18 protein-coding genes, 1 tRNA gene and 1 pseudogene are annotated in these 20,637 nt (G+C 50.0%); 11 read left to right on the forward strand and 9 right to left on the reverse strand.

Going from position 1 to position 20,637, the window contains the following annotated elements:
- Window positions 1-21: 21 nt before the first annotated feature.
- The gene (locus tag FEK30_RS10485) at window positions 22-1,209 is read left to right on the forward strand and encodes a serine hydrolase (protein ID WP_255447854.1); all 1,188 of its coding nucleotides are present in this window, start codon (window positions 22-24) and stop codon (window positions 1,207-1,209) included.
- Here the strand turns inward: FEK30_RS10485 and dnaN are convergent.
- Window positions 1,206-2,390 carry a DNA polymerase III subunit beta gene (gene dnaN, locus FEK30_RS10490; RefSeq protein ID WP_030006485.1) on the reverse strand — a complete coding sequence of 395 codons (1,185 nt, stop codon included), beginning with the start codon at window positions 2,388-2,390 and terminating at the stop codon, window positions 1,206-1,208. The two genes, FEK30_RS10485 and dnaN, sit on opposite strands and share 4 nt — an antisense overlap.
- A 345-nt stretch (window positions 2,391-2,735) precedes the next feature.
- Between dnaN and FEK30_RS10495 the strand changes: the two genes are divergently transcribed.
- The 3 genes from FEK30_RS10495 (at window position 2,736) to FEK30_RS10505 (ending at window position 3,920) form a co-directional block, all read left to right on the forward strand.
- Window positions 2,736-2,957, forward strand: a complete 222-nt coding sequence (locus tag FEK30_RS10495) for a Calvin cycle protein CP12 (protein ID WP_012306885.1) — start codon at window positions 2,736-2,738, stop codon at window positions 2,955-2,957.
- 198 nt (window positions 2,958-3,155) lie between these two features.
- A complete protein-coding gene (locus FEK30_RS10500; protein WP_030006486.1) occupies window positions 3,156-3,749 on the forward strand; it encodes a DUF3177 family protein in 594 nt (197 codons plus the stop codon).
- 98 nt (window positions 3,750-3,847) lie between these two features.
- Window positions 3,848-3,920: transfer RNA gene (locus tag FEK30_RS10505), tRNA-Phe, on the forward strand.
- A 211-nt stretch (window positions 3,921-4,131) separates the two neighbouring features.
- Here FEK30_RS10505 and FEK30_RS10510 read toward each other — a convergent pair.
- Window positions 4,132-5,946: an aspartate kinase gene (locus tag FEK30_RS10510; protein WP_138073156.1), complete on the reverse strand. Its 1,815-nt coding sequence runs from the start codon at window positions 5,944-5,946 to the stop codon at window positions 4,132-4,134.
- 594 nt (window positions 5,947-6,540) lie between these two features.
- Here FEK30_RS10510 and FEK30_RS10515 point away from each other — a divergent pair.
- Both FEK30_RS10515 and rpiA read left to right on the forward strand, forming a co-directional pair.
- Window positions 6,541-6,975 carry an RNA recognition motif domain-containing protein gene (locus tag FEK30_RS10515; RefSeq protein ID WP_138073157.1) on the forward strand — a complete coding sequence of 145 codons (435 nt, stop codon included), beginning with the start codon at window positions 6,541-6,543 and terminating at the stop codon, window positions 6,973-6,975.
- A gap of 116 nt (window positions 6,976-7,091) precedes the next feature.
- A complete protein-coding gene (rpiA, locus tag FEK30_RS10520; protein WP_138073158.1) occupies window positions 7,092-7,793 on the forward strand; it encodes a ribose-5-phosphate isomerase RpiA in 702 nt (233 codons plus the stop codon).
- Window positions 7,794-7,851: 58 nt separating this feature from the next.
- Here rpiA and ruvA read toward each other — a convergent pair whose 3' ends face one another.
- Window positions 7,852-8,481 carry a Holliday junction branch migration protein RuvA gene (ruvA, locus tag FEK30_RS10525; protein WP_138073159.1) on the reverse strand — a complete coding sequence of 210 codons (630 nt, stop codon included), beginning with the start codon at window positions 8,479-8,481 and terminating at the stop codon, window positions 7,852-7,854.
- 145 nt (window positions 8,482-8,626) lie between these two features.
- On the opposite strand from ruvA, the gene dnaB reads away from it, so the two are divergent.
- Window positions 8,627-10,003: a replicative DNA helicase gene (dnaB, locus tag FEK30_RS10530; protein WP_030006491.1), complete on the forward strand. Its 1,377-nt coding sequence runs from the start codon at window positions 8,627-8,629 to the stop codon at window positions 10,001-10,003.
- Between the two features lie 389 nt (window positions 10,004-10,392).
- Window positions 10,393-10,815, forward strand: coding sequence for a slr1601 family putative cell division protein (locus tag FEK30_RS10535; protein WP_138073160.1), 423 nt, complete (start codon window positions 10,393-10,395; stop codon window positions 10,813-10,815).
- 162 nt (window positions 10,816-10,977) lie between these two features.
- Here FEK30_RS10535 and FEK30_RS10540 read toward each other — a convergent pair whose 3' ends face one another.
- The 3 genes from FEK30_RS10540 to FEK30_RS10550 form a co-directional block, all read right to left on the reverse strand.
- Window positions 10,978-12,804: a ribonuclease J gene (locus FEK30_RS10540; RefSeq protein WP_255447855.1), complete on the reverse strand. Its 1,827-nt coding sequence runs from the start codon at window positions 12,802-12,804 to the stop codon at window positions 10,978-10,980.
- 182 nt (window positions 12,805-12,986) lie between these two features.
- On the reverse strand, window positions 12,987-13,877 hold the full coding sequence (dapA, locus tag FEK30_RS10545; RefSeq protein WP_030006494.1) for a 4-hydroxy-tetrahydrodipicolinate synthase: 891 nt from the start codon (window positions 13,875-13,877) through the stop codon (window positions 12,987-12,989).
- Between the two features lie 36 nt (window positions 13,878-13,913).
- On the reverse strand, window positions 13,914-14,957 hold the full coding sequence (locus tag FEK30_RS10550) for an aspartate-semialdehyde dehydrogenase (RefSeq protein ID WP_138073161.1): 1,044 nt from the start codon (window positions 14,955-14,957) through the stop codon (window positions 13,914-13,916).
- A 413-nt stretch (window positions 14,958-15,370) separates the two neighbouring features.
- Between FEK30_RS10550 and tig the strand changes: the two genes are divergently transcribed.
- The gene (tig, locus tag FEK30_RS10555) at window positions 15,371-16,735 is read left to right on the forward strand and encodes a trigger factor (protein WP_138073162.1); all 1,365 of its coding nucleotides are present in this window, start codon (window positions 15,371-15,373) and stop codon (window positions 16,733-16,735) included.
- 105 nt (window positions 16,736-16,840) lie between these two features.
- Here the strand turns inward: tig and map are convergent, their stop codons facing one another.
- Window positions 16,841-17,611 (reverse strand): type I methionyl aminopeptidase, encoded by a 771-nt coding sequence (gene map / locus FEK30_RS10560; protein ID WP_030006497.1) that lies wholly within the window; start codon window positions 17,609-17,611, stop codon window positions 16,841-16,843.
- A gap of 327 nt (window positions 17,612-17,938) precedes the next feature.
- Here map and ilvC point away from each other — a divergent pair, with 327 nt between their 5' ends.
- Window positions 17,939-18,934 carry a ketol-acid reductoisomerase gene (gene ilvC / locus FEK30_RS10565; RefSeq protein WP_012306898.1) on the forward strand — a complete coding sequence of 332 codons (996 nt, stop codon included), beginning with the start codon at window positions 17,939-17,941 and terminating at the stop codon, window positions 18,932-18,934.
- A gap of 84 nt (window positions 18,935-19,018) precedes the next feature.
- Here the strand turns inward: ilvC and FEK30_RS17305 are convergent, their stop codons facing one another.
- Both FEK30_RS17305 and FEK30_RS17310 read right to left on the reverse strand, forming a co-directional pair.
- A complete protein-coding gene (locus FEK30_RS17305; protein WP_339374172.1) occupies window positions 19,019-19,387 on the reverse strand; it encodes a hypothetical protein in 369 nt (122 codons plus the stop codon).
- 21 nt (window positions 19,388-19,408) lie between these two features.
- Window positions 19,409-19,681, reverse strand: a pseudogene (locus tag FEK30_RS17310) (class I SAM-dependent methyltransferase); the annotation flags it as partial.
- Window positions 19,682-19,756: 75 nt separating this feature from the next.
- Here FEK30_RS17310 and FEK30_RS10575 point away from each other — a divergent pair.
- Window positions 19,757-20,635 (forward strand): IS982 family transposase, encoded by an 879-nt coding sequence (locus tag FEK30_RS10575; RefSeq protein WP_138071026.1) that lies wholly within the window; start codon window positions 19,757-19,759, stop codon window positions 20,633-20,635.
- Window positions 20,636-20,637 lie beyond the last annotated feature (2 nt).

Below are 20,637 nucleotides of genomic sequence, written 5' to 3' on the forward strand. Positions count from 1 at the left end.
AAATCCCCAGCGCCACGATCATTGAATGCTGCGACCAATACTAAGGTGATCGCCTTTGAAGCCCGTCACCGGCAAGGGAATTCCCCCCAGGCGATCGCGCTCCAGGCCCCCCCCAACTCCCCAAGGACAAATCGCCGTTCTCGCCGCCCAGTCCGCCAAGCACGCCTCAAATTACCCCGGCCCTTCCTGTATCCTCTCCGTTTACTCATCGTGGGTGTGGGCGTTAGTGCTTGTATTGGCACCATTCTCAGCGCGGCGAACCTACGCTCCGTCCCCACGGTTACTCCCCCCGACAACGTAACGAGCCAACAGCTCCTCTCTGAACAGGTTTCTCCTCCCCCGGCCCCGGCGCCACTCCCCCTAAAAAAGCCCCTCACCCAACTGGCAGAAACCACCCAAGCGGCGATCGCCGCTGACTCTACCCTCGATGCGTCTTTGCTCTTTGTGGATTTAGACACCGGGGAATATTTAGATGTGGCTGGCGATCGCCCCCTCTCCGCCGCCAGTACGATCAAAATTCCCATTCTTGTGGCCTTCTTTGAAGCCGTTGACAGTGGCAAAGTCAACCTCGATGATTCCCTCACCCTCACTCAAGAGGTCATCGGGGGCGGATCTGGCGGCATGCAATACAAAACCCCAGGCAGCACCTACACCGCCCTCTACACCGCCACGGAAATGAGCGTCAACAGTGACAACACCGCCACCAACATGATCACCGAATTGTTGGGGGGGAATGCCGTCCTCAACGCCAAATTTCAGCAGTGGGGTATGACCCAAACCCAATTAAACAACCCCCTGCCGGATCTCGAAGGCACAAACCTCACCAGCGCGAAGGATCTCGCCCATCTCCTGGCCCGCGTTAACCAAGGCGAAATTTTGTCTGTCCGCTCCCGCGATCGCCTGTTTCGGATCATGGGAGCCACGAGTAATGATCGCCTTTTACCCCAGAGCTTGGGCCAGGGAGCCGACATCGTCCATAAAACCGGAGACATTGGCAGTATCATCGGCGATGCGGGAATTGTTGATCTGCCCAATGGCAAGCGTTACGTTGCCGCAATTTTTGTCGAGCGTCCCTACAACGACCCCAAGGGTAAAGAGCTACTCCACAAAATTAGTCGTCAATTCTATGACCACATGGCTAAAAAAGAGATTATCCAAGCGCCTAGCCAACCAGCCGCCCCAGAGACAGCCCCAGCCCCAACACCTTAACTGCGGATCTGCACGGGCATAATCAGATAAGTCATTTGCACTGCACCCAGGGGCGTAAAAATGACTGGCTGGTTATTCTCATTCAACTGCATCTTGATCTCATTACTCGGTAAAGCCTTCAAACCATCGATGAGATACCTCACGTTAAAGGCGATCTCTAGGTCTGTCCCTGAAACCTGGGCGGGCAAGGCTTCTTCACCACTGCCCACATCCTGGGCTTCCACAGCGAGGTGAAGTTTTTGTTCGGCGCTGTTGAGGCGGAATTTGACAATATTATTTTTTTGATCGGCCAGAACCGCCACCCGTTCAATGCTGCTAATCAAAGCCCGTCGCTCTAGGGTGACATCACGGCTAAACTGCCGGGGGATTAACTGGTGGTAAGCGGGGTAGGCACCGTCTAGTTTACGGCTGGTGAGGCGCTGGTGATTGACTTCAAAAATAACTTGGCTATCGTCTAAATGCAGGGCAATTAAATCCGCTTCATTGGCGGTGGTCAACATTCGTTCTAGTTCTCGGAGCGCCCGGGCGGGGATGGTTAGGGCAAAATCTTCCAGGGTTGAGGTGGGAAGTTTACCAGTTTCGCTGGATTCTGGCTCTGGACTGACCTGATCACTGGTTTCGACGAGGGCAAGACGATGGCCATCGGTCGCGGCAAACTCAAGGCAATCCTGGTGATGGGTGAGATGGACGCCCGTGAGAACTTGCTTGGTTTCATCGGGGCTTGCGGCGAATAGTACACCTCCTAGGCCTTCACTCAAGGCGATCGCCGGCAACATTAATTTTTTACCATCCTGGATCGTTGGTAATTCTGGGAATTCCTCGGCCCCCATCCCTCGAATCTGAAACCGTCCCGTAGCAGCAGTTAGGGTCGCCTGGGCATCGCCTTTCATCAAAGTATCCGACGGGCAACTCAAGGTCACTTCCCCCTCAGGCAGACGCGACACAATATCATTGAGCAACTTCGCTGGCAGGGTTAGGGTGCCCCCTTCGATGACTTGGGCCGGAAAACTCGTGCGAATGCCGAGGCTGAGATCAAAAGCGGTGAGTTGAATCTGGTGGCGGTTCGCATCCGCAGTCAACAGCACATTTCCCAAAATAGGGTGGGTAGGCCGCGAGGGCACCGCCCGACCGACGAGGGACAGTTGGCTATTTAGATCACTTTGACTGCAAACAAACTTCATGGCTTTTTCTGGAGATCTCCAAGCAGAGCAGATAGATTCTACTACAACATCCCCTAGCCGGCGGGATTTTTTCTGGGGCGGCGATGGCGCAATACCCGATCTAAAATAAACCGACCCACCAGGTTTCCTACGGTACAATGGGGAGTAGTAGGGACTTTTTATTTTTCGAATTTAATCCTGCGCTGATCTCCATCGGTGAATGCCAATCACTGCCAAGAAAAGCAAAGAGTTTCGTTCCTACGCCAGTGGCTGTTGTCTTTTCTTTTTGCTGAGCTTAAGCAAACATTGCAACATTCGTCACTGGAGCCCTTAATTAAAAAAGATAGCAAGATAAAACGAGGATTCATGACAAATATTCATCAAAAAATTGAACAAGAACGTGATGCGGCTCGGGAAGCTTGTAGTACTGACTCCACTTCCGCTGAATGTGCAGCTGCTTGGGACGCCGTTGAAGAACTCCAGGCGGAAGCCGCTCACCAACGGGAAAAAGAGCCGGAAAAAAGTCCCCTAGAAAAGTTTTGTGATGATAACCCCGACGCGGATGAATGCCGTCTCTACGAAGACTAATTTTGTCGGCGATCGCCTTTATTTCGGTTAAAAAAATTAGTTGATGCGCTTTTAGTCATTGATCTTGGCTTCGGTAAGGTCAAAAAATGTGCTAGAGGCTAACCCCCAAAGCAGTGGTTTCTCTCCGTAGTGCCACTGCTTTGACTTGTGTATACTGTGAAAAATCAATCTTAATTTGTCTCAAACCCCACATAAACCATGGATGAAACGTTACTACAGCAATTGGCCTGGATGGACTACCGTTTGGCGGTCATTTTTACGGTGATGGTGCCGATTGCACTGTTGATCTGGAGTTTCGTCGCGAAGGTGGAATCGATGCAGCGGCTCCTGGGCATTTACTGGAAAGTGGCCAGCTTGTTAATGGTGACGGTGTATCTGTTGATTCCCAGTTGGTCAGTGGGCTATCTGACAGGGCTGTTGTCACGGATTTTGATCCCCATTGGGTTATGGTTTTGGATTGATCTCAATGAAGAAATTCGCGATCAGCCGGGTAGTCGTCTAAAACTCGCGTTTACGGCTTGGCGTTGGGCGGTGACAGTTTACTGTGCGCTCGGGGCGATCGCCAATCTACCATTTTTGGGCTGTGCCTTTTCGACGGCGATGCGCCAAGGAACCTATTGCCAAGTGTGGCTAGAAGCACCCAGCCGTTACCAACAAATTTTGCACGCCAACTCGACACCCGGTTTTCTCGGCTTCTTAGGAATTGTCGGCTTGGTGATTTATGTCGTGTATTTACTGACGTTTTTGGTGTTCCGTTTGGGACGTCAGGGCCGCATTGCCATCGAAGAATAATGAAAAAAACCCCGTAAAAAACTTTTTTTGAGAAAAATCTAGGCTTAGGGGTTGCCAATTTAAAATTGCTTTGCTAAATTAGAACTTGTGCGCAAAACGCCAGGATAGCTCAGTTGGTAGAGCAGAGGACTGAAAATCCTCGTGTCGGCGGTTCAATTCCGCCTCCCGGCACTGCATAAAGAGAGTTCACCTCGGTGGGCTCTTTTTTTGTTTGAAAAATATTTTTAGAATCAAGTTGTTTCCGCTAAAAAGAAACCCAACCGGGCTAGGCTGGGTTTAAATGCAGATTGTATTTTTAGGGAATTTGTATGGGCGTACTTATGATCCTGGGGCTTTTGCTCCTAATTCTCCTCGGCGGGCTAATCCTGGGTTTGGGCAATGATTAGGCGGGGACTTCCACCTTTGCTTCACCACCGAGGGCAAAGGCTTCATGGACGAGTTTCAGGGCGGCCTGGCCTTGGGTTTCTGGGACGACGCAACTAATTTTAATCTCAGAAGTGGTGATCATCTGAATGTTAATTTTTGCCGTGGCGAGGGCTTGGAAGAAACGAGCCGCAACCCCTGGTGCGCCAATCATCCCAGAACCGACAATACTAACTTTGGCGATCGCCGGATCTACTTCGATTTCCCCAAAGTTTAGCTGTTCCGCCATGCTAGAGAGGGCGAGGCGAGCCGCTTCAGCATCCCCCTGGGCGACGGTAAAGGCAATGTCACGGGTTTTGATTCCATTGAGGACACGGCACCGTTGGGATTGGATAATCATATCGACGCTGATGTTTTGGTGGGCCAACAGCGAAAAAATTTGGGCAGCCATACCAGGACTATCCGGCACGTGACGAATGGCCAGTTGCGCTTGTTTGAGGTCAAGGGCGACACCCCGGACGGGGGGGTGATCTTCGGGATTGAGAGCTGCCGGGGCCGTATTCATCGGGGAAGAGGCAATGTCAAAAACATCGCAGAGGGTGGCGATCGCCCGGTCACAATCCGTCTGCTGGATAACGCAACTCACCTTCACTTCCGAAGTGGAAATCATCTCGATATTAATCCCTGCATCGGCTAGGCTTTGGAACATGGTGGCGGCAATTCCGGGACGGCCAATCATCCCAGCCCCAGAGATGGTGATTTTGGCAATGTCATTGGCGCTCATCACCGCAACATCGCTTAAATCTTGGTCTGTGCCAGCGCAGAGGGTGGGGGCAATAGCTTCGGCGATCGCCTGGGCCTGGGTGGCGGCATTTTCGGTCACGGTAAAGGCAATATCATTACTGTTGCCATCGTGGATCGACTGGATAATTAAATCCACATCGACATTGTGGGTGGCGATTTCCCCAAATAATTTGGCGGCGACGCCGGGGCGATCAGGGATGTGCAGCATCGCAATACGGGCCTGGTTGGTATCAAACTCCACCGCATCGACGGCCTTGGCAATTTCGAGGTTAATCAAGGGGCGATCGCTCACCGGGGCAGAGGTCACCCAAGTCCCCGGATCCTCCGTCCAACTGGAACGCACCACCAAGGGCACCCCATAATTTTTCGCAATTTCGACAGCACGGGGATGGAGCACCTTCGCCCCTAAACTGGCAAGCTCTAGCATTTCATCGGATGTGACTTCGGCCATCAGTTGCGCTTCGGGGACGATACGCGGGTCGGTGGTTAAAATTCCTGGCACATCGGTATAAATTTCACAGCAGGAGGCCTTGAGGGCGGCGGCGATCGCCACCGCAGAAGTATCCGATCCGCCCCGACCCAGGGTAGTAATTTCTAGATCTTCGGTTTTGGAAATGCCCTGGAAACCCGCCACGACGATCACCTCTCCCTTTTGCAGGTGTCGTTGGAGGCGGTCGGTTTTAATTTCGAGGATGCGGGCACGGCTATGTTCCGCTTCAGTAACGATTCCCACCTGAGCACCAGTGAGAGAAATTGCCGGTTGTCCCAGTTCCTGGAGGGCCATACTGAGCAGAGAAATCGAGACCTGTTCCCCCGTGGAGAGGAGCATATCCATTTCCCGCCGGTTGGGATTGGTGCTGATTTCGTGGGCCAATTTCACCAAACCATCGGTGGTTTTTCCCATGGCAGAGACCACCACGACAATTTGATTGCCCGCCTGGGCCCGTTGCTGTACCCGTTTGGCCACCGCTTGGATTCTTTCTACCGAGCCGACGGAGGTACCGCCATATTTTTGAACGATCATTGCCATGGAACCTGCCTCACTCTCCCGAACTTAAAACACAATTCGCTTTCCATAGATGTTTTGGAAAATCGGTGATCCACTCTAGCAAATCCTACCGACTTTTCTGATCGATCTTTCACATTCCGTTGTGTGGTGCCGTCATCTCTGTTACGTTCAGGGGCAATTTTTTCCCCCAAGATTTACGATGGATTATTGTTCACCAAAGCCACGGCATCGAGAAAATTTCAGGCGATCGCCATAGCATAAATTCCCTGGGGAAAACGGAAAAAAACGTTAAGTGACTTGTCTTTCCGCACCATTTACCCCATAATGGGTCACTCGATGGTGCTATACATTCTGTAACGTTCACGGTAAAGTAAAAACTCCAGAGCAACCGCACGATGTGAAGTATGCCACCACTGCTCCTGTGACAGACAAACCGATCAGTTTTCACCGAAGGCCCTAGGGCACAACAACACTGGATGATCAGTCTTTTTACAGTTAAATTTTTTTGTATGCAAGGTCAAAGGCGATCGCCACATTATCAGCACTTGATCCCTGGACGAGTTTGTCCCCAAACCAGTTTTTCATCTAACCCAACCAACATCTAGGAGGTTCCCTATGTCCGTACGTTTGTATGTCGGCAATCTGCCCAAAGACGTCGTCGAAAAACAAGCCCTGGTTGATTTCTTTGCTGAAGCAGGCGAAAACGCAACCACCAAAGTGATCAAAGACCGGAAAACAGGCAAATGCCGTGGTTTTGCCTTCGTTACCGTCCCCACCGACGAAGAAGCCGATGCTTTCATCGAAAAGTACAATGGCCAATCCTTCATGGACAGTCCCCTCAAAATTGAGAAGGCTCTCCCCCGTAGCAAAGGCGATGACAAACCCGCCGAAACCAGTAACGCCAAAGGCGGCAAGCGCAAGCGCAGTGGTGGCAGCAGCAAGAAACAATCCAGCTACGGCGATGCAACTTCCGCTCAACCCGACCCCCGCTGGGCCAGCGAACTGGAGAAGCTCAAAGACATGCTCCAACAGCAAACCGCTAACGTTTAGGCCTTGGGTCATTGATTTTCCTGCTGCAGATCGTGTGGCAGGATTTGTTTTGTTTACGCCAAAAAATTTTTCAGTATTAATTTTTTTATTCAACTTTTTTCTCGGAGGGATACACAATGGATGCCGTCACGGTCATGAAACAGGAAGTGGGCAAAGCCGCCGCCGCCCTAGTCCAGTCCAACTCAGTGGTTGGTTTAGGCACTGGGTCAACAACGGCCTATGCAATTCAATACATTGGTGAGCGTTTAGCCGCAGGTGAACTGGAGAATATTGTCGGGATTCCCACCTCCTTCCAGGCAGAAGTTCTCGCAAAACAGTACAAAATTCCCCTAAGCAGTTTGGATGCCGTCGATCGCATTGATGTGGCCATTGATGGGGCCGATGAGGTCGATCCCCAGAAAAATTTAATTAAAGGGGGCGGTGCGGCCCACACCCGGGAAAAAGTTGTGGATGCCCTCGCCAATAAATTTGTCGTCGTGGTAGATAGCGGCAAGCTGGTTGATCGCTTGGGTTCAACCTTTTTATTACCCGTGGAAGTTATTCCCATGGCCATTACGCCAGTGATGCGTCAACTAGAAGCATTGGGTGGTAAGCCAGAACTCCGGATGGGGGTAAAAAAGGCTGGCCCCGTGGTGACCGATGAAGGGAATTTAGTCGTGGATCTTAAATTTGCTGGCATCGACGACCCAGCAACCCTAGAGCAAAAGATTAATAATATCCCTGGCGTCCTGGAAAACGGTCTGTTTGTTGGGGTGGCTGATGTGATTTTGGTCGGCGAAATTATTGACGGACAACCCCGCGTCCGGGAAATTCAATAGCGTTTTTTTGTTGAACAGGTGAGCCTGGGCCTCCTCATTGCAGGGGGTTTTTGTCTTGTTATGCCTGGCTTAGGAGGGTAATGGCCCGCCGGATCCATTCGTCGGCGTTGTCATTTTTTAACAAGAGGGGGTCTTGGCTGAGGGTGGCGATCGCCCCACGGATTTCGGTTTCTTGGTATCCCAAGGCCAATAAGGTTAACTCCAAATCTTCGTGGACGGCAGCATTGGGTTGAGCGGCTGTGTCGGGGAGCGAAAACTGATCCCGCCACTGGCTGAGTTTGCTGCGCAGTTCGAGGGCAAGTCGTTCGGCGGTTTTTTTGCCAATGCCCGGCGCTTTGGCTAGCTGGCGATGATCGGCGGTGACAATGGCCTGTACCAATTCCGGCAAGGTTAGGGTATCGAGGAGGGCGATCGCCCCTTGGGCACCAATGCCACTGACACTGATGAGCTGACGGAACAAATCCCGCGCGGCACCGCTGGCAAAGCCGTAGAGATAGGTGCCGTCCTCCCGTTGCTGACTGTGGACAAAAATATGTTGGGGTTGGCCGATTGCGGCTGCCAACTCCTGGGCGAGGCGTCCTGGCACTTGGATCTCGTAGCCAATATCCTTTACTTCGAGAATTAGAAAAAAACGCCCCTGCAAATTCCGGTGGATGGCGATCGCCTCTCCCTTAAGATAACTAAACATGAAATCCCCTCTGCCTAATGCCTGCGATCTTCCCATTGCCTCTGACATTCCAGCAAGTCCCAGTGGCGATCGCTATTTTCATTTTCAATCAGTACGTTTAGACTATTAAGAAAGCGTTTCCTTACGCCCCACTTCCTCCCCAACCATGGCCGATTCAACTCCCGCTTTTCCCGGTAACGCCCTTCCGCCCCAAAATATCGAAGCCGAAGAATTTATTCTGGGGGGGATTTTAATGGACCCAGAAGCCATGGGGCGGGTAGTGGATGTTCTGGTGATTAATGCCTTTTATGTCCAGGCCCACCGGGATATTTATCAGGGTTTGTTGGTGCTCCATAATCAGGGCAAACCGACGGATTTATTGGCCCTGAGTACCTGGCTCCAGGACAACGAACGTCTCGAAAAAGTCGGCGGTATTCCCAAGCTTTCCCAATTGGTGGATCGCACCGTCTCCGCTGTGAATATTGACCACTATGCGGAACTGGTCATGGATAAATACGTGCGGCGACAACTCATTGCCGGGGGCCATGAAATTATTGATCTAGGCTATGACACCGTTAAAACTCTACCCGATGTCCTCGATGAATCTGAGCAAAAAATCTTTCGGCTCACCCAGACCCGTCCCCAGGATGGCCTAACCGCCATTGCCGAAACCATTGCCGAAGCCTTTAGCAATATCGAAGAACGCCAGGCCAAGCAGCAGGAAAAAGAGATGCTGTCGGGGCTTTCGAGTGGGTTTTATGATCTCGATGCGATGACCAATGGCTTCCAACGCTCTGATCTGGTGATTATTGCCGGACGTCCCGCCATGGGAAAAACCAGTTTTTCGCTCAATGTGGCCACCAATATTGCCAAAAAAGAGCGGCTTCCCGTGGCCATTTTTAGTTTAGAAATGTCGAAGGAGCAATTGGTGCAGCGCCTCTTGGCTGGGGAGGCTCAGATTGAAAGTAATCGTCTCCGGGCCGGACGCCTCGATGAAGTTGATATGCGCCCCCTCCTCAAAGCGGTGGAATTTTTGTCGGATGTGCCTTTATTTATCGATGATACGGCGAATATCACGGTAGGTCAGATGCGATCGCAGGCCCGGAAACTTCAGGCAGAACAGGGGGGAAAGTTAGGGTTAATCCTCATTGACTATCTGCAACTCATGGAAGGCGGTGGAGACAATCGTGTCCAAGAACTCTCAAAAATTACGCGATCGCTCAAAGGGCTCGCCAGGGAATTAGATGTGCCCATTTTTGCCCTATCCCAGTTAAGTCGAGGGGTTGAGGCCCGCAACAGCAAACGCCCGATGATGTCTGACCTGCGGGAATCTGGTTCCATCGAGCAGGATGCCGACCTGGTTTTAATGCTCTACCGCGACAGTTATTACAACCCAGATACTCCGGAGCGAGATATTGCCGAGGTGATTATTGCGAAACACCGTAATGGCCCCACCGGGACGGTTAAGCTGATTTTCCAGCCGGAGCTAACAAAGTTTTTAAATCTGGCCCAGAGTCCCAGCCCCTATGCAGAAACCTATTAGAATTCAACAAAATCTGCGTGGCTATGATTTGTTTTATTTATCAATAGCGGTCATATTTGCCTGAATTTTGGGGATCAGAGCTTCTTTTTGAAGAGATTCTAATTTTTTAAAACGCAAATGCTAAGATGCTGCTAGCATCAAGGCCAAAGCTTGATCAAAATTCTCCAAAAAATTGTGATGAATTTCGGTCTTGAAATTTTTTACATCTTAATGATTTGGGCGATCGCCTCGATCCATTCTCAGCGCATCTACTGTCATTTAAACATCGGCAAAATTATCGATCATTTTTTCTAAAAAGGCTTGTTATAAGCATTATCAATCAAAGAAAAATGCTTCGATAACTTCAGGTTACGCGATTTCTTGTTTTTTTAGTGTTGGATCCTGTGTTCATGTACGGCTTCTCCCCTCCACAATCACCCCGGCAACAGACCCCCATTTCTCTCCAGAAACGTCGCCATAAGCAAGATCAAAAAAGCGCTGGCCCATTAACAGCAGCAAATAAGCAGCATCGGTTCGCCTGCTGGGAATTGGCGGCGCAGATTTCTGTAAATTGTCTCTTCGGTGGGGTGGCGATCGCCTCCATTGCCCAATTGTTACCAGCCCAACTATCCCAACAGCAACAGTTATCCGTTCTCAAGGGCGAAGTCACCGAAGCAGAACAACGGGTCGCCAAACTACGCCAAGAATTTAACCGTCACTTCGATGCCTACGGGAGCCATCGACTAATGCAGGAGTACACCATAAAAGTCGATCCCAAACAACAGCGCATTATCTGGGTAGATCCGGCCCAGGCTCAAAATAGCGAAAATTAATTTTTCTAAGAGCTTGGCTATCAGCTAAGCATTTTCTCGAATTTTTTTAATGCTCTGAATCCGTAAACAAAAAAGGGAGTCATTATGGCTCCCTTTTTTGTATTTCTCTGAATTTAAATGCTTACAAGAGACTTAGAGCAAATCCCAAATCCTTTTCCTGCATTAGGAAGCAAGGGATGCTGTGGGACGACGACGACGGCGCTGGGTTCTAACGGCAGTCTGTTCGCTGACCTGCATCAAAAAGACCACCAGGGGTTCCCCTTGTAATTCTCGACGGGCAAGGCGTTGCAGGGATGCTTCGATTTCTAGGCGAATATCAGTCCAGTCAATGTCTTCGTTGCTGCGCTTGCCATGCTCTTTATATTCTGCGAGGCGATCCTCCAACACATTTTCGACATTCCGCTGGATTAACTGGTGGAGTAACTTATTGTTCGCTGCGGTAACTACACCCCGGAGATGAATTTCTGGCGGCGCAATTAGATTACCGTCCTGGGCGATCGCCACGGCCACCGTAATCACCCCTTCCTCGGCCAACTGTTGGCGTTCCTGGAGTACCGAATCATGGACAATACCAGAACGGTCTACTAATTCAATTCCCGAAGGCACTTTCCCGGTAACACCAATGGAGTCTTCCGTGAGTTCGACAATGTCACCATTGTCAATAATCACAATATTTTCCTCAGGTACCCCCATCGATTGGGCCGTTTGGGCGTGCTTCACCAACATCCGGTGTTCCCCGTGGAAGGGAATGAAAAACTTTGGCTTCGTCAAGGCCAGCATCAACTTGTGATCATCTTGGGCGCCGTGGCCAGAAACGTGGATTCCTTCCCCTTTACCGTAGATGACCTTCGCGCCGCGCATCATCAAACGATCAATGGTATTGACCACGGCGATCGTATTGCCAGGGATTGGATTGGCCGAAAAGACCACCGTATCCCCTTCCTTAACTTTGATGTGGCGGTGGGCATCGTGGGAGATCCGTGTCATGGCCGATAGGGTTTCACCTTGGGAACCCGTTGTCAGGATCAAAACATCCTCATCCTTCATGCTTTTCAGCTGCCGCAGGGGAATAAACAGCTCATCCAAACATTTCATGTAGCCTAAATTGCGGGCATGGGAAATGACGTTTAGCATGGAACGGCCCACCACAGCCACCTTACGATTGTGTTTTTGCGCCAGTTCTAAAATAATGCTGACCCGGTGGACAGAAGAGGCAAAGGTCGTCACAAAGAGTCGTCCTTGGGCCTGACCAAAGATTCTGTCTAAATTCGGCTTCACTGAGGCTTCCGAAGGGGTGCGACCGGGAACTTCGGCGTTCGTCGAATCACTTAAAAGACAGAGAACACCTTTTTCGCCATGCTCAGCGAGCCGCTGAAAATCAAACTGTTCACCGTCAACAGGGGTAAAGTCTACTTTGAAGTCCCCTGTGTGAATAATCACGCCGATGGGGGTATGGATCGCCACGGTAAAGCTATCGGCAATGGAGTGGGTATTGCGAATGTATTCTACGAGGAAATTTTTACCAATGCGCACCATGTCCCGTGGCATGACGCTGTGGAGTTTGGTGCGATCGCTTACGCCTGCTTCATCTAGTTTGTCGGACAGCAGAGACATGGCTAGGCGGGGGCCATAGATGACGGGAATATCAAACTGCTTGAGGTGATGGGAAATACCACCAATGTGATCTTCGTGGCCGTGGGTGACAATCATCCCCTTAATTTTGTGGCGGTTTTCCCGGAGATAGGTTGTATCTGGCAGAACAATGTTGACCCCGTGCATCCCATCCGTCGGAAAGGCTAGTCCCGCATCAAGCAGCACGATTTCATCGTCATATTCAAAAACACAGGTGTTTTTACCAATTTCGTGGAGACCACCCAGGGGAATAATTTTAATACTGTCCTGGGGGTTGAGATTTTCTGGCTTGGTCGTTTGTTTTTGGCTGGTGCGGGTTCTTCTACGGGTTGTGGGTTGGGGTTTGCTCTTGTTCATAAAACTCCTTAGATTTGCTTGTGGTTAAAACTAGAGAAAAGGTTGAAATAGAAAACTTTTAGGCTGGTATTTAAAGACCAACGGCTAGATATGACCAGCGATCAATCGGGTGCTGGTAATTGGCGCAATACTGTTCAGTTGTCAAAAGCCATGGCAGTGGGCTGTTCGTCCCATGCTCTGTTTTAGAGGAGGGACAGATCCTTCAATACCTGGGTGAGTTGTTTTGTGCGATCAGGGCTGAGGGGACAGAGGGGCGGACGAAAGCTACCTAAACGCCATCCCTGAAGAATGAGAGCGGTTTTCACGGGGAGGGGGTTGGTATCACAGAATAGGACACGGAATAGGGGGAAAAGCTTCAGGTGGAGGGCGATCGCCTCCTGGGTACGGCCAGCAAGAAAGGCTTGGATCATCGCCTGCATCTGCGGCCCGACAAGGTGACTGGCCACGCTCACAACGCCCTGGGCTCCTACACTCATCAAAGGTAGGGTTAGACTATCATCCCCTGAGTAAATTTCAAAGGTAGAATCTACACCACAACGAATTTGGGCGGCCTGGTCGAGGTTACCGCTGGCTTCTTTGATGGCCACGATGTTGTCCACTGTGGCGAGGCGAATCACGGTTTCGGGTAACAGATTACAACTGGTGCGCCCTGGCACGTTGTAAAGCATCAACGGGATATCAGGGCAGGCCTCGGCGATCGCCTTGAAATGCTGATAAAGTCCTTCTTGGGGGGGCTTATTGTAATAAGGAACAACTTGCAGCGAACCGTCTAAGTTCAGTTTAGCGGCTTTTTGGGTGGCGGCGATCGCCTCACTGGTGGAATTAGAACCCGTACCCGCGATTACCTTAGCCCGTCCAGTGGCAGCATTTTGCACAGCCCGGAATAGCTCATACTCCTCATCCCAAGTCAGGGTGGGTGATTCTCCGGTGGTGCCGCAGACAACAAGGGCGTCACTCCCCTGGTCAATGAGATGGGCCGCTAATTTTTCCGCCATCGCGTAATCCACCTGCCCCTCTTCCGTAAAAGGGGTCACCATTGCGGTGATCACTCGACCAAATCTTGTACTTGTCATAAACGAATCGACACAACACACATAAATCTTACTGGACTAGACCGCCGTTGCGATCGCCGCTGGTTGGAGCCAATCTTTTTCCCAAAGCAGTTCCGCAATCTGGACGGCATTTAAGGCTGCTCCTTTCCGAATCTGATCGCCACAGAGCCACAATTCCAGGCCATTGTCTTGGGAAATATCCCGACGAATACGACCCACCAGCACCGGATCTTTCCCCGTTGCATCCATGGGCATCGGGAAATAATTGTTTTCCCAATCCTCTACTACGGTAACACCAGGGGCCGTGGTGAGGATGTCTTTGGCTTGGGCTGGCTCGAAGGGCTGCGCAAACTCTAGGTTAACCGCTTCAGAATGGGCCCGCAGCACCGGCACCCGAACACAGGTGGCACTAATCCGTAAATCGGGCGCCCCAAAGATTTTCCGGGTTTCGTTCACCATTTTCATCTCTTCTTCGCAATAGCCCGCTTCGTCAATGGGAGTATTGTGGGGGAAAAGATTGAAGGCGAGAGGATAGGGAAAGGATTCCGTCGGGGGTTCTTCCCCAGCCAAGATCGCTTGGGTTTGTTGTTTGACTTCTTCCATGGCCATCGCCCCGGCACCACTGGCAGATTGATAGGTGGAAACCACAATCCGCTGGATGGGTTGCACTTGATGGAGGGGATAGATCGCAACTCCCATGAGAATAGTTGTGCAGTTGGGATTAGCGATGATGCCCTGATGTTGTTGGGCTGCTTCTGGATTGATTTCTGGCACCACTAGGGGGACATCCGGATCCATACGAAAGGCGCTGGAGTTGTCGATCATCACGGCACCAGCTTCAACGATCGCCTTGGCCCATTTTTTCGAAGTGCTTCCCCCGGCGGAGGCGAGGACAATATCGATCCCTTCAAAGGCTTCTAGGCTGACGGCTTCGACGGTAATGGGTTGGCCTTTAAAGGTGAGGGTTTTCCCGGCAGAACGGGGCGAGGCCAAAAGTTTTAGGTTGTTGAGGGGAAAATCCCGCTCTTCTAACAACTGTAAGAGTTCTGCGCCAACGGCTCCGGTAGCACCAAGAATGGCGACATTGACTAATTTTGACAAAGAATAAACCTCCTAATGACTTTGGGTTAAGGGTAATGAAATTAAAAAGTAAAAATCTGGTTGGGGCGATCGCCTAGGGGGAATTTTTCACTGTGGCGGGGCTGACTTGATCACCCCAGAGGCGAGGATTTGGCGAGGATAAGCAGGGCCGCTTTTGTCGTTCTGTGCTGGGGCATCCCTTTCGCAAGACTTTGTATATCGAAGCTCTAATTATACTATTATCAGATAGGTTAACCCCTCGTAAAAACGCAATAGACCGACCCAAACATATTCTGGGTAATCCTGCGTTTGGGTTACTGACCTTAGGATATCATGGAGCGCTCAATTCAGACCCCTAAAGGGGCGATCGCCAACGAACAGAACTATCCTAAGACCCTTAGTTGTAACTTATATATTAGAACCTTTAAACATCGATGAAAGTTATCCAGGAAAAGCTTCCTGCCAGCCAAGTTGGGCTAGAAATCGAAGTCCCCGCTGACGTCACCCAAAAAGCCTACGATGACACAGTGCGGAAACTCGCCCGTACCGTGAACCTCCCTGGTTTCCGGAAAGGGAAAGTGCCTAAGCAGATTTTGATCCAACGGTTAGGCCCCAATCGCATTAAGGCGTCTGTCCTTGAGGATTTGATCGACGACAGCTTAAAAGCGGCGATCGCCCAAGAAAACATTGAGGCCCTAGGAAATTTCCAACTCAAATCTTCCTTCGATGACCTGATCAGCGCCTACAAACCCGGTGAAGCCTTCACGTTCAAGGCCGCCGTGGATGTCCCCGCCACCGTCAGCCTCAACAGCTACAAAGGCCTCAGCTTTAAGGCCGAAAAGAGCGAATATGATCCGGCGGATCTCGATGAATTTCTCACTCAAAAACAACGCGAACTGGCTACCCTTGTCCCCGTCGAAGACCGGGCCGCCCAAATGGGAGATGTGGCGATCGCCGATTACGAAGGTCGCTATGTAAACGACGCTGGTGAAGAAGAAGCAGACATTATCCCCGGCACCCAAGCCGAAGACTTTTCCCTCGACCTCGAAGAAGGCAAATTTATCCCAGGCTTTGTGGATGGTTTTGTCGGCATGAAACCCGAAGAAACCAAGAAATTCACCGTTACCTTCCCCGAAGACTACGGCAACGAAGAAATGGCGGGGAAACAAGTCTCCTTCACCGTCACCCTCAAGGAACTCAAGAGCCGCGAACTACCAGAACTCGATGATGAGTTTGCCAGCGAAGCCACCAACGAAGAATTTGAAACCCTCGCGGCTTGGCAAGAAAGTCTAGAAGCCCAGCTAAAAGAAAACGCTGAAATCAGCACCAAAAACAGCGTGCGTCGTTATCTGCTAGAACAACTCGCTGCCAATAACAGCGCCGAACTGCCAGAAGTGAGCGTCAACGAAGAAATTACCGCAGTCCTCACCCAGCAGATGATGGAATTCAGCCGCATGGGCATCGATGTGAATCGGATCTTTACTAAAGATATGATTCCTAAACTGCGAGAAACGGCTCGCCCAGAAGCAGAACAACGGCTCAGCAACTCCTTGATTCTCACGGAAATTGCCAAGGTCGAGAAGATCGAAATTGATACCGACAAATTTAACGAGCGCCTAGAGGAAGCCAAGGCAGAACTTCAGGAAGGCTTTGATGAAGAGCGTCTCCAGGAAGCCATCAAAGAAGAGTTGACCATTGATGCCACCCTCGATTGGCTCGAAGAACAGTCTGAGATCGAATTTGTCCCTGCCGGCACCCTCGAAGCAGAAGAGGCTGAAGCAGCAGACGGAGAAGAATAGAGCTTTAGACGCTTACGTTTAAACCCTAAAACTAATTGTGAAAAGACCCCAAGTGGGGTCTTTTTTGTTGGTATCTCAGGTTTTCAAGCTATCCCATCACACTCTTTATGCCGACAGGGTTAAAATTTCTGGCCCTTCTGGGGTGATCGCAATCGTATGTTCAAACTGAGCCGAAAGCTTACCGTCCTTGGTCACCGCTGTCCAACCATCACCGAGTAGCTGGCTCTCATAGGTGCCTTCATTGATCATTGGTTCAATGGTAAAAACCATCCCCGGACGAATTTTGGTGCCCTTGCCGCGTTTGCCATAGTGGGGAACCTGGGGCTCTGTGTGGAAGACATTACTAATGCCATGGCCGACAAAATCACGCACGACTGAATAGCCTTGGGATTCGGCATATTCTTGGATCGCCGCCCCAATATCACCGATGCGACCGTTGGGTTGAGCCGCTTCAATGCCGATGTACAGACATTTTTCTGTTACTTCGACTAATTTTTTAACCCTGGGTGCTGGGGTGCCCACAAAAAAAGTCCGGGACGTATCACCATGGTAGCCATCGAGAATGGGGGTCACATCGATATTGATGATGTCGCCGTCTTTGAGCACTTTTTTCTTACTGGGAATGCCGTGACAAATTACTTCATTGACACTGGTACAAATGGATTTTGGGTAAGGATTACTCTTGCCATAACCGAGGGGGGCACTTTTTGCACCGTGTTTTTGGGTCCATTCCTCCGCCGCATCGTTCAATTCGAGGGTCGTCACTCCCGGTTTAACCAGAGGCTCTAGGTAATCAAGGAGTTGCGCCGCTAGCCGTCCCGCATTGCGCATTTTTTCAATTTCTCGTTTTGATAGCAGAACGATGCCTTTACCCATGGGAGTTTATTGCTTGTAAGACCAACAGAATTATCAGAGGTTTATTGTAACAGCCCCAAAAGCCTTCGGCGAATCATTGTTGCGCCTGTCAAGTCCCTAGGGAGGGCAACTGAGATCCTCGGCGATCGCCAAAATTTCGACGCAATGATCAGCAGAGTTTGCCGAAATCAAAGATGTCGGTTGGCTGTTTTTCCTATAAGTTATTAAAAATTTCTGAGGAGCCTGCCCAGCAAAAGTTCAGTTGACAACAATCTCCTATAATACGAAGTCTGCAGTATGCATTAACACATATTCTTAACTTTGTAATTTCCGTCGGAGAATTGTCCTATGGCTCGCATGTATTATGATGCGGACGCAAACTTAGATCTGTTAAACGGCAAAACCGTTGCCATCATCGGCTATGGTTCCCAGGGCCATGCCCATGCCCTCAACCTCAAAGACAGTGGGATTAACGTCGTTATCGGCCTGTATGCCGGAAGTAAGTCCACAGCCAAAGCCGAAGCAGAAGGTCTAAAGGTTTTACCTGTTGCGGAAGCAGCAAAAGTGGCGGACTGGATCATGATTTTGTTACCCGACGATGTCCAAAAATCTGTCTACACCAAAGATATTCTCCCCAACCTCCAAGCGGGTAATGTACTTTCCTTCGCCCACGGCTTCAATATCAACTTCGGCCAAATCGTTCCCCCCGCTGATGTAGACGTTGTAATGGTTGCCCCTAAAGGCCCTGGTCACCTCGTGCGCCGTACCTACGAACAAGGCCAAGGGGTGCCAGCATTATTCGCAGTTTACCAAGACGCCACAGGTCAAGCCCGTGATTTGGCGATGGCCTACGCGAAAGGCATCGGCGGTACTCGCGGTGGCATCCTTGAAACCACGTTCCGAGAAGAAACTGAAACGGATCTATTCGGTGAACAGGCAGTTCTCTGTGGTGGTCTGAGCGCTCTGATTAAAGCTGGTTTTGAAACCCTCGTCGAAGCGGGTTACCAGCCGGAGTTGGCCTATTTTGAGTGCCTCCATGAAGTGAAGCTCATTGTTGACCTCGTTGTGGAAGGTGGTCTGGCGAAAATGCGGGATAGCATTTCTACCACCGCTGAGTATGGTGATTATGTCAGCGGGCCACGGGTGATCACTGCTGAAACGAAAGCAGCGATGAAGGAAATTCTGACGGAAATTCAAACGGGTGAGTTTGCACGGAATTTCATCCTCGAAAATCAGTCGGGTCAAGCGCAATTTACGGCAATTCGTCGCCGTGAAGCAGAACATCCCATTGAAGTTGTGGGTAAGGATCTGCGGGCAATGTTTAGCTGGTTGAAGGAAAGCTAATCGAGAAATTAAATTGATTTAATATTTAATAACAATATTAAGTTAAACCGATTAGGTGAGAGTCAGTGATTCTCACCTTTTTTCTTAATTGGGCGGTTTCACTTGGGCAATGTGGGCAGCGCAAATATATTGGGTGGGAATCGTCTGAATTTTTCGAGCTTGAAAAACAGCCTTTAGTTCATCGAAGAGTTGCCTGCGAACTGTGGGATCTAGGGCAATGTAGGGAGAAAGAGTTGTGAGTAATTTGAGGTAATCGTTGGGGGAATAATCTTTGGTTTCAATGACCTGGGTTAGTTCTAAGTTTTGAAAACAATTTGAATCAAGCAAACCCTGGCTGATGTTCTTGAGATTTTGTTCCTGGACAGCGATATTTTCAAAGCTGGCAAAGCTGGGCATATATTTTTCATAGAGAGGCAAGAGATCCTGAAAAATGCTGGGATCGGGTTGGGGCACGGTATTCCAAAGCAAGACTATTTTTCCCTGGGGCTTGAGTAAATTGGCGATCGCCTGACATCTGGTATCTGGTTGCAGCCAGTGAAAAGAAGTACTGGCAAGGATAGTATCGAATTTTTCTAGGGTCGGTTGCCATTCCTCAAAGGTGGTATTGATAATTTGAATTGGGTAATTTTGGAAGCGTTGGGCGGCAAATTCACAGGCTCGTGGGTTCGGCTCTAGACAGATTAATGGAAAACCCCGTTGGGCAAAATGTTGCGTTGCATTGCCTGGGCCGCTGCCAATTTCTAGAATGAACGTGAGTTCGGGATAAGGGAAGAGGGGTAGAGTAGTCTGGAAGTGTCCAAACTAAACCAATCTACTCACCCCATGTCTAGTCTAGAAGAACTTTTCTGTAATGTGGATGACTTCTGTCAAATCTTTGAGCCTCTCTGGCATCAAGAGTTAATTCAAGGCGGTACAGTGACTCGACTTCGCTCCCGTCGTTTATGCCTCAGCGAAATTCTGACAATCTTGATCTCCTTTCATCGCGAATCCTACCGTAATTTCAAACATTTCTACGAAAAGTATGTTTGTCAACATTGGCGAGAAGCCTTTCCACACCTCGTCAGCTATCAGCGTTTTATCGAGTGGATACCTTCGACGATTGTGCCTTTATGTGTGTATTTAAAGCATTGTTTCGGGAGCTGCACAGGTATCAGTTTCATTGATGCGACAAGCCTAAAAGTCTGTCACAGTAGGCGTATTCACAGTCACAAGGTCTTTGATGGTCTTGTGGCTCTCGGCAAAACTTCCGTGGGTTGGTTCTATGGTTTTAAGCTTCATTTAGTGGTCAATGAACTGGGAGAGTTGCTCAATGTTCAAATCACCGCAGGTAATGTAGATGACAGAAAACCCGTAGAGGAGTTAGTGCAGCAATTATTTGGCAAAGTCTTTGCAGACAGAGGCTACGTTTCTCAACCGTTAACGGAGAAGTTACGGGAAACCTATGGGATTGAGTTTTTTGCGAAGCCAAAACGCAACATGAAGAACAGATTAATGCGTTTGACAGATAAATTATTATCGAGAAAGCGCTTCATTATTGAGACAGTGATTGACCAGTTAAAGAATATTTCACAAATTGAGCATTCCCGCCATCGTAGTCCGGTGAATTGCTTTGTGAATATACTTTGTGGCTTAATCGCCTACTGCCATCAGCCGAAAAAGCCCTCGCTACAGTTAGACTGGGCATTACAGCCTTCGGCTTAACC

The organism is Picosynechococcus sp. PCC 11901, from assembly GCF_005577135.1.
In the GTDB taxonomy this organism is placed as follows: domain Bacteria; phylum Cyanobacteriota; class Cyanobacteriia; order Cyanobacteriales; family MRBY01; genus MRBY01.

Excerpts from the sequence above, each read along its gene's own strand:
- dnaB (WP_030006491.1), top strand. The coding sequence starts at position 8,627 with ATGGCCGATTCAACTCCCGCTTTTCCCGGTAACGCCCTTCCGCCCCAA.
- FEK30_RS10540 (WP_255447855.1), bottom strand. The coding sequence starts at position 12,804 with ATGAACAAGAGCAAACCCCAACCCACAACCCGTAGAAGAACCCGCACC.
- dapA (WP_030006494.1), bottom strand. The coding sequence starts at position 13,877 with ATGACAAGTACAAGATTTGGTCGAGTGATCACCGCAATGGTGACCCCT.
- FEK30_RS10500 (WP_030006486.1), top strand. The coding sequence starts at position 3,156 with ATGGATGAAACGTTACTACAGCAATTGGCCTGGATGGACTACCGTTTG.
- FEK30_RS10515 (WP_138073157.1), top strand. The coding sequence starts at position 6,541 with ATGTCCGTACGTTTGTATGTCGGCAATCTGCCCAAAGACGTCGTCGAA.
- map (WP_030006497.1), bottom strand. The coding sequence starts at position 17,611 with ATGGGTAAAGGCATCGTTCTGCTATCAAAACGAGAAATTGAAAAAATG.
- FEK30_RS10495 (WP_012306885.1), top strand. The coding sequence starts at position 2,736 with ATGACAAATATTCATCAAAAAATTGAACAAGAACGTGATGCGGCTCGG.
- rpiA (WP_138073158.1), top strand. The coding sequence starts at position 7,092 with ATGGATGCCGTCACGGTCATGAAACAGGAAGTGGGCAAAGCCGCCGCC.
- ruvA (WP_138073159.1), bottom strand. The coding sequence starts at position 8,481 with ATGTTTAGTTATCTTAAGGGAGAGGCGATCGCCATCCACCGGAATTTG.
- dnaN (WP_030006485.1), bottom strand. The coding sequence starts at position 2,390 with ATGAAGTTTGTTTGCAGTCAAAGTGATCTAAATAGCCAACTGTCCCTC.
- FEK30_RS10575 (WP_138071026.1), top strand. The coding sequence starts at position 19,757 with ATGTCTAGTCTAGAAGAACTTTTCTGTAATGTGGATGACTTCTGTCAA.
- tig (WP_138073162.1), top strand. The coding sequence starts at position 15,371 with ATGAAAGTTATCCAGGAAAAGCTTCCTGCCAGCCAAGTTGGGCTAGAA.
- FEK30_RS10535 (WP_138073160.1), top strand. The coding sequence starts at position 10,393 with ATGTACGGCTTCTCCCCTCCACAATCACCCCGGCAACAGACCCCCATT.
- ilvC (WP_012306898.1), top strand. The coding sequence starts at position 17,939 with ATGGCTCGCATGTATTATGATGCGGACGCAAACTTAGATCTGTTAAAC.
- FEK30_RS10510 (WP_138073156.1), bottom strand. The coding sequence starts at position 5,946 with ATGGCAATGATCGTTCAAAAATATGGCGGTACCTCCGTCGGCTCGGTA.